10 protein-coding genes are annotated in these 13760 nt (G+C 43.4%); 4 read left to right on the forward strand and 6 right to left on the reverse strand.

Going from position 1 to position 13760, the window contains the following annotated elements:
- The first annotated feature begins 413 nt into the window (after positions 1–413).
- Entirely contained in the window at positions 414–728 is a 315-nt protein-coding gene (locus AC2VDX_RS05835) for a hypothetical protein (protein WP_378174386.1), read from the forward strand.
- Between the two features lie 208 nt (positions 729–936).
- On the opposite strand, the gene menB is transcribed toward AC2VDX_RS05835, so the two are convergent.
- The 3 genes from menB to AC2VDX_RS05850 form a co-directional block, all read right to left on the reverse strand.
- The gene (gene menB / locus AC2VDX_RS05840) at positions 937–1770 is read right to left on the reverse strand and encodes a 1,4-dihydroxy-2-naphthoyl-CoA synthase (RefSeq protein ID WP_378174383.1); all 834 of its coding nucleotides are present in this window, start codon (positions 1768–1770) and stop codon (positions 937–939) included.
- Between the two features lie 385 nt (positions 1771–2155).
- Positions 2156–3940, reverse strand: coding sequence for a 2-succinyl-5-enolpyruvyl-6-hydroxy-3-cyclohexene-1-carboxylic-acid synthase (gene menD, locus AC2VDX_RS05845; RefSeq protein WP_378174380.1), 1785 nt, complete (start codon positions 3938–3940; stop codon positions 2156–2158).
- A 71-nt stretch (positions 3941–4011) separates the two neighbouring features.
- Complete coding sequence (locus AC2VDX_RS05850) at positions 4012–5451, reverse strand: isochorismate synthase (RefSeq protein ID WP_378174377.1); 1440 nt, start codon at positions 5449–5451, stop codon at positions 4012–4014.
- 722 nt (positions 5452–6173) lie between these two features.
- Here AC2VDX_RS05850 and menA point away from each other — a divergent pair.
- The 3 genes from menA to AC2VDX_RS05865 are packed head-to-tail and all read left to right on the forward strand — an operon-like array spanning position 6174 to position 9607.
- Complete coding sequence (gene menA / locus AC2VDX_RS05855) at positions 6174–7100, forward strand: 2-carboxy-1,4-naphthoquinone phytyltransferase (RefSeq protein ID WP_378174374.1); 927 nt, start codon at positions 6174–6176, stop codon at positions 7098–7100.
- Between the two features lie 3 nt (positions 7101–7103).
- Positions 7104–8183 (forward strand): o-succinylbenzoate synthase, encoded by a 1080-nt coding sequence (locus AC2VDX_RS05860; RefSeq protein ID WP_378174371.1) that lies wholly within the window; start codon positions 7104–7106, stop codon positions 8181–8183.
- An 11-nt stretch (positions 8184–8194) separates the two neighbouring features.
- A complete protein-coding gene (locus AC2VDX_RS05865) occupies positions 8195–9607 on the forward strand; it encodes a 2-succinylbenzoate--CoA ligase (protein ID WP_378174368.1) in 1413 nt (470 codons plus the stop codon).
- Between the two features lie 16 nt (positions 9608–9623).
- Here AC2VDX_RS05865 and AC2VDX_RS05870 read toward each other — a convergent pair whose 3' ends face one another.
- From AC2VDX_RS05870 to AC2VDX_RS05880, 3 genes are all read right to left on the reverse strand, one after another.
- A complete protein-coding gene (locus tag AC2VDX_RS05870) occupies positions 9624–10070 on the reverse strand; it encodes an acyl-CoA thioesterase (protein ID WP_378174365.1) in 447 nt (148 codons plus the stop codon).
- Between the two features lie 70 nt (positions 10071–10140).
- Positions 10141–12321 carry a DEAD/DEAH box helicase gene (locus AC2VDX_RS05875; RefSeq protein WP_378174362.1) on the reverse strand — a complete coding sequence of 727 codons (2181 nt, stop codon included), beginning with the start codon at positions 12319–12321 and terminating at the stop codon, positions 10141–10143.
- Positions 12318–13640, reverse strand: coding sequence for an ATP-binding protein (locus AC2VDX_RS05880; protein ID WP_378174359.1), 1323 nt, complete (start codon positions 13638–13640; stop codon positions 12318–12320). Before AC2VDX_RS05880 ends, AC2VDX_RS05875 begins: the two co-directional genes overlap by 4 nt.
- Between the last annotated feature and the right edge of the window lie 120 nt (positions 13641–13760).

The raw sequence follows: 13760 nt of genomic DNA on the forward strand, positions 1-13760 counted from the left end.
TGATTTTGATTGCCCTACTAAGGCTGACTCAGAGGATTTTCGGAGCAAAAATCTCGATTTAGTCGAGAAATGCAAAGTTTTTCCTTTAAATCAAGAGATAAAAAACTGAATTAAGGAGCTAAATTTATTTTTTTCTGGAACGGATACCTGTAATATTTATCTTGATCCCCATAGGGTTTTGTTAAAAAATAGCATTGTTCATGAGATTGTATACTATAGATAGATGTGTCTGTTTTTAATGCTTCATGTATCTATCTATTACAAAAAGCTAAAGAAAATCTAAATCAGTATTTCTACTGGGGTATCGCTAGAACATAGACGGGGAATATAGATTACAAGATTCCCAACTCTACAACCGTTAATCGGGAATTTTAATATAAAGCATAGATAAAAATTCCCCTAAAGAGGACTCCATGAAGACCTTAAATACTGTAACTTCTGCCTGCCGGTATTGTCGGTATTACAAGCCGGAAGGGCGTCGTGGTGGTCTTTGTCAGCAACTCGGCGTGCCCGTTCGAGGCGGCTGGGGAGCCTGTTCTTTAGCACTTCCAGCATTTGCTCCTTCTTGGGAACATCTCGAAGTAATGATGCGCTGGCAGGATGAAACGGTGAAAACACCGGAGGCGCTGTCATTCAAATGTTCGCTGAACTCTTCTCAAGAATCTGCCTCCCATGAAGAGAATCTCTCTACTGCCCAACAGCCAGTAGAAGAAGCACTGCTCGTATGAATAAAATAAAGGGTAGGAAGCTTACCTTGCCGTTTATCAAGGCAACTTGCTTAAACCTTTAAAAAAATAAAGATTTGCTTTAGAATCGCACCTTATTTAAGGCAAGGTGCGATTTTTGATTTAAGAGCCTTGTGAGATATTTTTTTACAAAAGATGAATCTTCAAACCCGTTTTCTCTCAGAAACCGGGTTTTTCCATTTGCGAACGACTAAGGCAGCCAAGGGTATTGACGGAAATCGGGTGGACGTTTTTCCAAAAATGCCTGCTTGCCTTCGGCTCCTTCCTCAGTCATGTAATAAAGCAAGGTGGCGTTACCGGCGAGTTCTTGCAAACCAGCTTGTCCGTCGCAATCGGCGTTTAAAGCAGCTTTTAGACACCGGATGGCAATCGGGCTTTTTTCTAAAATCTCATTAGCCCACTCGATGCCTTCTTGTTCCAGCTGCTCTACAGGCACGACGCAGTTCACTAAGCCCATTTCTAGTGCTTGCTGTGCGGTGTACTGGCGACAGAGAAACCAAATTTCTCGCGCCTTTTTTTGCCCCACAATCCGGGCGAGATAGCTGGCACCAAATCCACCGTCGAAGCTGCCGACTTTAGGGCCAGTTTGCCCAAAAATAGCATTATCTGCGGCGATGGTGAGGTCGCAAATCAGGTGCAGGACGTGTCCGCCACCGATGGCGTAACCTGCCACAAGCGCAATGACGACTTTGGGCATGGAACGAATTAGGCGTTGTAAATCTAGGACGTTCAGGCGGGGGATACCGTCATCGTCTACATACCCAGCTTGCCCCCGCACGCTTTGATCGCCACCAGAACAGAAGGCGTATTTGCCATCGGTGTGAGGGCCAGCGCCAGTAAATAATACGACGCCAATGCTGGTATCTTCACGAGCATCGCAGAAGGCGTTGTAAAGTTCAAAGACGGTTTTGGGACGGAAAGCGTTGCGTTTGTGCGGACGATTGATAGTGATTTTGGCGATGCCGTCGCCTTTGTGATAGAGAATGTCTTCGTAGGTTTTGGCGGTTTGCCAGTTGATTTGCATAGATAGTTGTGCAGTATTTCGGCTTGAGAATTTTAACGCAGTGTCTGAAATTACGGTAACTAGGTAGAACCTCAAAAGACGGCAGGCTTGAGCGATCGCTGGGTCATGATGACGGTAGGAATCAGAAAAGGTATCTTATAGCACAGACCGAGAGTAATTGTGAAGTCGAATCTGAGAGTTTTAATGCGCTATCGTCAGATAACGCTTTAACCAATCCGAAAGCAGATCGATTAGGATATGCGATCTTTGCAACATATAGCAATCCTAAGTGAATTTTAAAATCTCTTTTCTTTCTCTGCGCTCTCTGCGTCCTCTGCGGTTCGTTATTCTTTACTAATCAAATAGGACTGCTATATAGCTTATAATTCGCAACAATTAACGGATTTTATAGGATATCGACTGCCAATTTTCCTAAATTCTCCTGACGCCACTTGGCATCTGCCTTGCGATTGGTTGGCAACTCCAAAACCCGGATTCCCTGAGATGGCAATGGATTTAATCGTTGCCTCAGATGTTCCCAAGAAGTCATCAATTCATGCTCTACATTGTAAGTGGCACAAAGCTGAGCAAAATTTATATCCTGCGGTGTGGCAAAAAATTCTTCAAAGGGCGGGTTAAATTTGGAAATCGGCAACATTTCAAAGATGCCGCCGCCATTGTTGTTAATCAAAATTATTGTCAAATGCCCTATAAATTTATTTCTCAGTAAAAAGCCGTTAGTATCGTGCAATAAAGCTAAGTCACCCGTCAGCATCACAGTGCTTTGATGGCGATGGGCGATTCCCAAAGCAGTCGATAAGGTGCCATCAATGCCATTCGCGCCCCGGTTAAAAAAGGGCTGAATTCGAGAATTGTTGGGTGCCCAGAAAAACTCTACATCTCGCACCGGCATACTATTGGCAATAAATAGTGGGGTGCCGGGTGGCAGTGTCTGAGAAAGTAACCAAGCGGCTTTTCCTTCAAAAAGTACGTTCATTTTTGCCATTGTTTGATCGATGGCTTTCCTCACCTTTGATTCGGCTTCACACCAACTGTTGAGATAAGACGCGATCGCTTGCGTCTCTACAAGTTCATTTGGGTAGGTTTGAGATAGCTGTTCTACAGAGATTCGCAGGTGCGTTGTCTTGCCGTGCAATGGATCTAAATTGTGGTGGCTGGGGTCAATTACCCATCGTCTAGGCTGTGTTGATTCCAGCCAGTTTCGCAGTTCTTTACTGGTGGGTAATTCACCTATTTGGAGGGCAATTTTTGGTATCAACTTTTGTGCCAACTGCTGATTACGCAGGATTAAGTCATAGGTGGAAATTAAATAAGGGTTCAGTTGGTGATAGTTTCTTAATGGAGATAGCGCCTCAGCTAATACAGGCCATTTTAAAGATTTGGAGAGGTGCGCGATCGCGATCGCATACTCTTCCGGTAATTTGGGTTGTGCAGTCCCAGCGATAATAATTCCTTTGTCGCATTGCCGCCACTCGTGTATGGTGTTGAAAGTGGTAGGTTGCAGGTTGAAAGTTGCTACTGATGGCTGACAATTTGCAAAGAAATCTTCTTCTAGTAGAGACGCACTATTTCCCGTCTCTACAGCACCGTCTGGAATTGGGGCGAGAGGGTCGCGGAAGGGGATGTTAAGATGAACGGGACCTGGAGTCGGAAAAAGTGGTAGCGAAGCGGTAGCGCTCCCAGCGCATTGCTCCCACGCATAGATCGCAGTTTGCCGTAGATAACCTAGCATTCCCATATCTAGAGAAGGCAACGCTAACTCGGCTTGCCAGTTGGGATAATTGCCAAATAATTTCACCTGATCGATCGTCTGTCCAGAATGACAATCTCGCAATTCTGGGGGGCGATCGGCTGTTAATAATAAAAGCGGGATTCGGCTTTCCCTGGCTTCAATTACGGCTGGGTAAAAATTCGCCCCGGCAGTTCCAGAAGTGCAAACTAACGCCACTGGCAATCCTGATTTTTTCGCAATACCTAAAGCGAAAAATGCAGCGGATCGTTCATCTAAAACAGGAATGGCTTCTATCTCATCAGTTTGAGCGAAAGCAACCGTAAGGGGTGTTGAACGGGAACCAGGGCAAATAATAGCTGTGGTTAATCCTAGTCGTTTTAATGTTTCGGTTAGGATTGAAGCCCAGAGGGAGTTGGTGTTACGAAAATCAACGGGCATTTAAGAATAATGAACCGCAAAGACGCTAAGGACGCAAAGGAAGAAAGAGAGAGAGAAGAGAGAGGTTTCGGCTAGACTAAGGCTTTTAGAAGTGCTTGGAGTTTAAGTTGAATTTCTGCTAATTCTTTGTCTGGATCGGAACCAGCAACGATACCGGCACCAGCATAGAGTCTGGCACGACAGCCATCTATGAGTGCTGAGCGGATTCCCACAACAAATTCACTGTTTCCTCGGTGATCTACCCAACCGAGGGGCGCGGCATATAATGACCTGTTGAAGGTTTCATAGCGGCGAATTTCTTTCTGGGCACTCTCGCTGGGGACACCAGCAACTGCTGGTGTCGGATGGAGTTCAGCCAGAATTTCTAAGGGCTGAACGCCTGCCGGTACTTTCGCCTGAATGGGTGTCCATAAATGCTGAATATTTAAGAGTTTCAATAGCTGCGGCTGGGACAATATTTGAGGATTTAAACCTAGCTGGGAGAGACGATCGCGAATAAAATCAATAACTACTCGATGTTCGCGTCTTTCTTTTTCACTTGTTAGTAACCGATTCGCTAATTCGCCATCTTCACTAGAAATTTTCCCTCTGGGTGCTGAACCTGCCAGAGCATCAGTTACTAATTCATGGTTATGAATACTAATTAAACGTTCGGGACTGGCACCGATAAAACTTTGTCCCTTGCCGTTACTGGTGGAAAAAATATTGCAATCAGGATGGCGAGTTCGTAAATGATTGACTGAGGGAATTAACTGGAAAGGAATCGGGGAAATAACATCAAGGGCGTGAGCCAAAACAATTTTATGAATTTTTTCTGCCTGAATTGATGATAAAGCCTTGACCACGGATGATTTAAAATGGTTTACATCTGCAACATCTTGTTTTTTAAATAGTTTTCTGGCATCAATTGCTATATCTAGAAAAGATGCACTATGAAACCTTTCCAAACCAGTAACTCTTATTGCCTGAAATGTACGCCATAAGCTTTCGGTTAAATCTTGAACATTTATCTCCGAATCAATAGGAATATTTGCGACTACTACCGCAGTCTGATTTTTTAGAGCGATTTGCCATCGGGGTAAGAATACGGTGGCAGATGGAAAAGGAGAATCCGATTCTAGGTTTTTATTAAAAAATGTAAAAGCGCAGAAAAAATGAGCGCCCGAAAAAGGTAAATTAAGTTCACCAATACTCGTGGTATTGGCAAGGCAAGATTGAATAAACTCCTGGGATTTGTAAAACCGATTGGGGCTTTCTAGTTTTAGCGCAGCTGCGGTGTCGATGGCAGCGATCGCTTCTCCTTGTGCTGGTTTTTCAAAGTAAAAGTGTAATTGGTCTGGTCTAGCGATCGCCTGAAGTACAACCAGCGGATCGACTGCTGGAATTTCTTGAGAAATACTGAGGATCTGTGTCTGTTTTTTTTGTACAGCGGTCTGCTTAAAGGCTAAAAGAAACTGATGCAGCTCGTAAGTGTCTTGAAAAAGATTAGTACGATAGGGTGTGACTAGCATGGAAGCGAGGATAGGTTGGCAATTTGATATTAATACAACTGATTAGCCCAATTTCTTGGAAGACCAGGTATACCTAAATACCCTATTTTCGACGCATCATCTCAATTTTTAGATTAATAAAATGTTCATTTGGCTACTCAGTAAATTATTTAAACTCTTACTGATTCCCGGATATTTTTTTATTAACAAAGCTAAGCCTACGAATTTAGATTTAATTCCAATGCGTTGCTTGCTATGTTGGATTTCTAACCTATGGCTTTCGCCTAGTTTCAAGGTAGTCGTCATATTTTTAATGATTCCTTAATTTTAAACTTCAGGATGATTACCGCATGGGTATCTTCATTGATTAGATTTAAAAAACCCTTAAACATTGTATAGCGGTTCTTACACGAGTGAGGTTCGCAAAAATTTACTATCATCAAGCTTTCCAGTTTTGAGAATGTACCTCACATAACCGAGAACCGCTATATCTAAATCTACAATGTTTAGATACAATGTGTGATTTGACCGATCCTAATATGAGGGAGGTCATGACGAGCAGCTAGTTTTGAAAGAACCTGCTTAAGACTTGAGATAGGGTAGTCTTCAATAGGTGAGGACGACACTGGAAACCTTTGCCACCCTAATCAGGGGCTTGTAACAAAGTCTGTAGCAAATATCCTATCACGGCTTTAGGGTTGTAAAATTTGGTAGTTTCTTGGCAATAGCATAGATTGAGACTAATGGATACAAAATTGATTAATCATCCCAATAGTGGAGGGGCAAACATCAGTGACCCCGGACTTTGGATGGCAGCAATTAAGCCGCCCATGTACAGCGTTGCCATTATTCCGATTTGGGTGGGAACCGCTGTTGCTTTTGCTGAAACTCAAGTGCTTCATGGAGCAATATTTTCTACATTTTTAATGTCAGCAATTTTGATTATTGCATGGCTGAATCTCAGCAATGATGTGTTTGATTCGGAAACGGGTATTGATAAGAACAAAGCCCACTCTCTGGTTAAATTGACAGGTAACAAATCTTTAATTTTTTGGCTAGCAAATCTGTTTTTAGGGCTGGGTATACTGGGAATATTCGCGATCGCATGGTGGCAACAAGACCTCACAGTTATCGGATTGGTACTCCTGAGCTGTGCGTTGGGCTACAGCTATCAGGGGCCTCCCTTTCGCTTAGGCTACCAGGGTTTGGGGGAAATTATCTGCTTTATTTGCTTTGGCCCCCTAGCAGTAGCGGCGGCTTATTATAGTCAAACCGGCGCATGGTCGATGACTAGCCTCGCAGCGTCTATTATTGTAGGGATTGCCACCAGTTTAATTTTGTTTTGCTCCCATTTTCACCAAGTTGCGGACGATTTGGCAGCTGGGAAGCGATCGCCCATCGTCCGAGTGGGCACTAAGACAGGATCGCAGTTGTTGTCTTGGTTTGGCGGCAGCATTTATGCGCTGACCGGGTTATTTGTAGTTTTGCAAATTTTTCCCGTTTGGACGTTGCTAACCTTTGCGAGTTTGCCCTTTGCCATCAAATTATGCCGCCACGTCCTCCAAAATCACGATCAACCTGAGAAAGTCAGTAACTGTAAATTCATCGCGGTAGCCCTACATTTTTGGAGTGGACTGCTGTTGGGATTGGGGTTTGTACTGCCACTGTAGCTGATGCAATATCGGTTTGAGTTTCGTCCTTACCGGCGGAGATTTGTGCGATCGCTCTCTACCAGTCACGGCAACTGGGACATTCGAGAGGGCATCATCCTCCGCCTCACCGATGAGAATGGGCAAGTCGGCTGGGGTGAAATTGCCCCCCTGAGCTGGTTTGGTTCCGAAACCTTGGATCAAGCACTGTCATTTTGTCGCCAGCTGCTGGAGGAAATTACCGCTGAGACGATTTTCTCCATCCCAATTGCCCTTCCCGCCTGTCAATTTGGCTTCGAGTCCGCTTGGGAAGATACTTGCCGACTAAAGTCGCGGCTATACGAACGAAACCTGCCGGAGTTTAGCCTTGAGCAAAGCGAAGGGCAGGTTTCAAATCTATTTGTCGTGACGCGAAATTTTGCGTCTCTACAGTCCGCGAAGGCGGACTTCGTTTGTTTAGCCGCGAATTCATTCGCCAACTCTATTTGCTACAGCGGCTTATTACCCGCTGGGAAAGCTGCCTTAAGTCAATGGCAGACGCTTTGGAACCAAGGATATCGCACCTTTAAATGGAAAATTGGCGTTTACCCAATTGCGGATGAACTAAAAATTTTCCAACTACTTACCCAAACACTGCCAGCATCGGCAAAACTGCGACTAGATGCGAATGGGGGACTCAGTTACGAGGATGCAAACTTGTGGCTGTGGACTTGCGACAATGTTAAGGCGGAGGAATTGCCTGTAGAAATTGAATTTCTCGAACAACCGCTGTCTGTAACTCAATTTCAGGGGATGGCGGAATTAAGTATGTGCTACGCCACTGCGATCGCCTTAGATGAATCCGTCGCTACAATTGACCAGATGGCAGCTGCATACCGTGACGGTTGGCGGGGAATTTTTGTCATTAAGCCGTGCATCGCCGGTTCTCCATCCCGTTTGCGCCAATTTTGCCAACAACATGAAATTGATGCCGTCTTCTCCTCCGTCTTTGAAACCGCTATTGGTAGACAGGCAGCATTGAACCTAGCAGCAGAATTATCCCGTCACAATCGAGCAGTTGGTTTTGGCATCAACCACTGGTTTGACCAAGATGAAGAAATGTGATTTGAGAACTTATGAAATCGCCGCTAGACTATCTTAAAAAACGTGCTAACGATGATTGGCTGATTGGTTACGACAGCCACAAATTTATTTACATTGCCGAGCAATTATTTAATCAATTAACCCAGCTTGCGAACTCTGAAAATAAACCAAAAATATTACTGGCAGAGCGAGAACCGATACAATTTATTGCCAGCTTCATCGCTGCCTGTGCCGCTGGTTGCCCAGTTTTTCTTTGTAATCCCAACTGGGTTAAACACGAATGGCAACAAGTTTTTGAATTAGTCCAACCAGACCTAATTTGGGGAGATTGTCCTTATCCTTTAACCTCCCCATCTTGTAGAGACAAGGGTTATCGCGTCTCTACAACTATCAACAACTGGATTATGATTCCCACTGGAGGTTCATCAGGACAGATTCGATTTGCCATCCACACTTGGGAAACCTTAATGGCATCCGTACAAGGTTTTAGAGAGTATTTCCAAATAAATCAAGTTAATTCTTATTGCGTTTTGCCCCTCTATCATGTCAGCGGTTTAATGCAATTTATGCGCTCCTTCACCTCTGGGGGTAAATTAGCAATTGTGCCCTTTAAAGAATTAGAAGTGGGTGAAAAATGTTATATTAATCCATCTGAATTTTTTCTATCTTTAGTACCCACTCAACTGCAACGTCTCCTACAAAATCCAGAGTTAACCGCCTGGCTATCCCGCTTTCAGACAGTGCTTTTGGGAGGTGCCCCCACATGGATAGAACTTCTAGAAGAGGCGAGACGCCACAGCATTCGGTTAGCAACCACCTATGGCATGACAGAAACCGCCTCACAAATTGCCACCCTCAAACCAGAATATTTTCTCAACGGTACTAACAATTGCGGTCATATTCTCCCCCATGCCAAAGTGACAATTTGCAGTCCTAACAGCGAGATATTAGACATTAACCAAACAGGAAATGTTACCATTAAATCTGATTCTTTGGCACTAGGTTACTATCCCAAGATTTTTCCTAATCAACAGCCTTTTCAAGTAGATGACTTAGGTTTTATTGACGAAAGGGGTAACTTAAATATAGTAGATCGTAGCAGTAACAAAATTATCACGGGTGGCGAAAACGTCTTCCCCTCTGAAGTAGAAGCCGCAATTCGAGCTACAGGTTTAGTTACTGATGTCTGCGTAATTGGTTTAGCTGACTCTCATTGGGGACAAGTCGTAACAGCCGTTTATGCTCCCAGTAAATCAGACATTTCTACTAATACTCTGCAAATAGCAATTGAAGATAAATTGAGCAAATTTAAGCGCCCTAAATATTGGGTGCCAGTAGAAACATTACCGAGAAATGCTCAGGGAAAAGTAAACCGCGAACAGCTACAAAAAATTGCTATAGAAAAGCTGCAAATCTCCCCACCTAACAAATCCACAGATAGATAAACCTCTTCCTCTCTCCTCACTCCTCCCTCTGCGTCCTCTGCGCCTCTGCGGTTCGTTCTTCTTCCTTCCATTGCTGAAGCCATCGAATCATTTCCGCCGGAATTTCTTTTCTACTTCTGCTACTTAGATCGATGCAAATGTGCCGAGTAATTGCCTTCGCGACTACCCGTTCCGCCGCAACAAATTGGTAATTCACTTCAAATTTTTCAAGTGACAGATGTTGAGGAGTTAACTGAATAAGCACCTTATCGCCGCAAAACATTGGACGGTAAAAATCTGCACTGGCATGAACGATGGGAATCGCAACATTCGGGTTGCTGAAAAACAACTTGAGATTGATATCCGACGCCACTAGCGATTCTTCATAAGCTTCGTGACACATTGCCAAGACATTGGCAAAGTAGACAACACCGGCGGCGTCGGTATCCTGAAAACGAATCGTTCGGGTATAAGTAAATGACATTTATAGACAGATGCGATCGCTTCGCCTCAAACTTTGTTCTACGCATTCTCTAGCCTTTCTATTCTCCCATTTACCAACCACTAATAATTTTTTTCACTTCTCCAACATCTAAACAATCGAAAGCAAATGCTTTGCGAAGCAAGTTGTTAGGAATAAACTCATCATATTTTTGCATTTTTAAAGGTTCTTCAACAGCAACTAAATCTAGCGCTGTAATCCTTTTATTGCCAAATGCCAGTATTTCTGAGCCAAGCTCTTCTACTCCATTTTTTCCCAGCTTAACAGTCATAAAGTATGGAGCTTGGCTCCCAATTTTCTTGATGTCTATAGACTCTCTACCAAATAAATTTAGAAACCTTTCTAGGGTGCGGTAAGCGACAGTACCCATCCAAGGAAAAATGCAGCAAGTTTTGCTTCCTAAGGAAACAATATTATTTCTTTCAAATTCCCAAAATCGAGCTAATTGACGAGCTTCATTTAGACGCTTTTTAGCATTACTTTGCAAGTAGCTATACTGAGACTCCTCAACCAGAACTCTTCGCATCCGTTCAAGGACTTTTGTATGAATATTGCTACTGCCACCATGCCAAGAAATTTTAGCTTGACCTTGCGCTTGCTTAACAAAAACCGTTTTTGTTTTAGCATCGCTATCTAAAACTTCCCATGTTCTACCTGCCAAGGCAAAGCAATTACCAACAGGCGGAGGCATCAGGATACTGCCAATTTCCATCGATTCGTCCCTGACAGCATACTCAATTGTGTCGGAGAAGACGGCGTAGAAATGGAAATTTTTGACAATTTTCTCCCCGGTTAACCCGATAATTAATTTGTCTCCCTCAGTCTGCTGAATGTGGTCAATTCCTATCAAGTTTCGCAGCAATTGCCTAAAATCATCTTTAGATATAGCAGCAAAGGGTGGTAAGGCTAAAACTTGCTGAGCTAAAGCTGCGGGGGAGAGTTCCTCTATCGCTGCCAAAATACTCATTGTTTGGTGATATAAAAGGCTAAAAGGATATTTAACCGGCTTGATTGGTTCAATCCAACGTTCTTCTAAGTAAAGTTGGATAATCGCGATAGATTGCAACAGTTGCCAAGGAATTTGATTAGGAAGCGATTCCTCTGTTGATAGTTCCTCTTCAGCGCAAACAAACTGCATATCTGCCGCACTTCCTCTCCTTCCCGAACGTCCCAATCTCTGCAAGAAACTGGATACAGAAAAAGGCGCGTTTAATTGAATAACTCGCTCTAATTGACCGAGATCAATTCCTAATTCAAGCGTGACAGTTGCAGCAGTAACAGATGGAATGGTATCGCGCATCGCATCCTCAGCCGCTTCCCTTAACGAGGTAGAAATACTGCCATGATGGACGTGATAAATATCTGGTAATCCTTCAGTTTCTGCAATTTCGCGCAAGTTGGCGATAACTGATTCTGTATCTGAGCGATTGTTAGCAAAGATGAGGCTTTTTCGAGATTTAGTAATATCAAATATATGCCTGTAGTAAGGACTAATGACTAAATCATCAGTATCATTTGTTTCAACGGGAGGAACAAAAAAATGCTCTACAGCCAGATTGACTTTTCGTTGTCCTCCCTCGATATCCGGAGTAATTACTGGCGTTTCGGTTCCCAGCCGCAGCCAGTCTTCAGCGAGTGAGTAATCGCCAAGGGTAGCCGATAACCCAATCCGACGGGTGGGATTTTTTACAAATTTTGATAGGCGTGCCAACTGGCAGAGAATTTGGCAACCTCGTTCAGAACCCATAAAGGCATGGATTTCATCAATAATGATAAAGCGCAAATCTCCGAACAAGCGAAACAGTTGAGTATTTTTATTAATTAAGAGACTTTCTAAAGATTCTGGCGTTATTTGCAGAATTCCTTTGGGGTCTTTTATGAGTTGTTTCTTACGAGTCTGGGAAACATCGCCGTGCCAGTGCCAGACTGGAATATCTGCTTCTTTTAACAGGTCATTTAGACGCTCAAATTGGTCGTTAATTAACGCTTTTATGGGACTAATATAAAGTACCCCAATCGTTGTAGATGGGTTTTGATGTAATAAAGTAAGAACTGGAAGAAAAGCTGCTTCTGTTTTCCCGGATGCGGTTCCGGCGGCAATCAACAAGTGAGCATCTGTGTCAAAAATTATCCGACAAGCTTCAACTTGAACGTCTCTTAATTCAGTCCAATCTTGGGTGTAGATATATTTTTGAATAAAAGGCGCTAATTTATCAAAAGCCTGTTCGCTCATAGGGTAAATTCTGCAAATTCAGTATTCCCATCTACCTCTGGGTTTTTGGCAGCAGAAGTCGGTTTAAAATTAGAACCATGAATGAGTTCTCGGAAAGAGATGTTGGGGTTTTGTTGGAGGATATTCAAAATACTGATAAAATCGCGGACAACTTCACGGGGTGTTAAGAATTTGTCTGCACCTAAGCGATTGACAACTTCTTGCATAAACTCTTGCAAGTCACTCGGTTTCAGAGTTTTATTATAGTTGTAATGGGTAGCATGAATATCTACTAAGCGGTGCAAAAGCTCGGATATATTTTGGGGAGTTAATATTTCTAGCTGGATGACGGGTGCTGAGGTATCCTGATGACCTCCTTTGACACGGCTGCTTAAGCGCGATCGCAATGCTTCATCACTATACAACCCCCGGCGTTTGTCTTCCACAAATTCTGGCGTTCCTCCGATCAAAATGCCGAGATTTTCTGCTCTTCCCTGCATCGTATCGTTGAACATTGCCAATAGCTTATCGTAGTTTTTTTGACGGGAAGCAGTATGAGTAATTTTGTACAAATGAACGGCTTCATCCACCAAAATTAAAAGCCCTTTGTAGCCAATGTCTGAAACAAACTTTGCAACTAGCTTGATGTAATCATACCAAGTTTCATCGTCAATGATGACACGCACTCCCAGCGCGGTTTTTGCCTCAGTTTTAGTCCCAAATTCTCCTCTAAGCCAACGTAGCGCCGCTTCCTTTTTATCATCATCATCAGAACGATAGCCGCGCCAATAGGTGATGATGACATTAGCAAAGTCAAACCCGTGAACTAAACCTTCTATATCCTTAACAACTTCCCTAATTTTCTCTTCCACTTTATCGTCAAACCCAGTGTCGTTGGGACGCATCCCACTTTCTTGCGCGACTTGGTTCTGAATTCCGTTAATCCATCCTTCTAAAATCGGCGTGAAAGCGCCACCTTCGGGGCGAATTTTGGTGGAAAGATTCTGCATTAATTCCCGATAAGTTGCAACCCCTTTCCCGTCAGTTCCTGTGAGTCGGCGTTCGGGAGATAAATCAGCGTCAGCTACTACGAAACCTCTTTCCATCGCGTGGTTGCGAATCAGTTGTAGCATAAAGCTTTTACCGGAACCATAGCGTCCTACAATGAAGCGAAATCCTGCACCTCCTTCGCCAATATTATCGAGATCCTGTACAATAGCTTTGACTTCTTTTTCTCGTCCTACAGCAATATGTTCCAGACCAATTCTAGGTACAACGCCTGCACCTAGAGAATTGATTAAGGCATTCGATATTCTTTTGGTAATTTTGAGTTTTGTCATGGTTTAAAATAATTTATTTCTTGCTAAGTAGGTAAAGTTTTGACCTTTCTCCTTTCCCCTCACCTACGAGGAATGGGGTAAGGTTTTTGATTGGGTTTATTTAGGTTTTTATAATAAATT

Source organism: Coleofasciculus sp. H7-1, assembly GCF_057473865.1.

Coding starts and splice junctions, on each gene's coding strand:
- AC2VDX_RS05835 (WP_378174386.1), top strand. CDS start 414: ATGAAGACCTTAAATACTGTAACTTCTGCCTGCCGGTATTGTCGGTAT.
- menB (WP_378174383.1), bottom strand. CDS start 1,770: ATGCAAATCAACTGGCAAACCGCCAAAACCTACGAAGACATTCTCTAT.
- menD (WP_378174380.1), bottom strand. CDS start 3,940: ATGCCCGTTGATTTTCGTAACACCAACTCCCTCTGGGCTTCAATCCTA.
- AC2VDX_RS05850 (WP_378174377.1), bottom strand. CDS start 5,451: ATGCTAGTCACACCCTATCGTACTAATCTTTTTCAAGACACTTACGAG.
- menA (WP_378174374.1), top strand. CDS start 6,174: ATGGATACAAAATTGATTAATCATCCCAATAGTGGAGGGGCAAACATC.
- AC2VDX_RS05860 (WP_378174371.1), top strand. CDS start 7,104: ATGCAATATCGGTTTGAGTTTCGTCCTTACCGGCGGAGATTTGTGCGA.
- AC2VDX_RS05865 (WP_378174368.1), top strand. CDS start 8,195: ATGAAATCGCCGCTAGACTATCTTAAAAAACGTGCTAACGATGATTGG.
- AC2VDX_RS05870 (WP_378174365.1), bottom strand. CDS start 10,070: ATGTCATTTACTTATACCCGAACGATTCGTTTTCAGGATACCGACGCC.
- AC2VDX_RS05875 (WP_378174362.1), bottom strand. CDS start 12,321: ATGAGCGAACAGGCTTTTGATAAATTAGCGCCTTTTATTCAAAAATAT.
- AC2VDX_RS05880 (WP_378174359.1), bottom strand. CDS start 13,640: ATGACAAAACTCAAAATTACCAAAAGAATATCGAATGCCTTAATCAAT.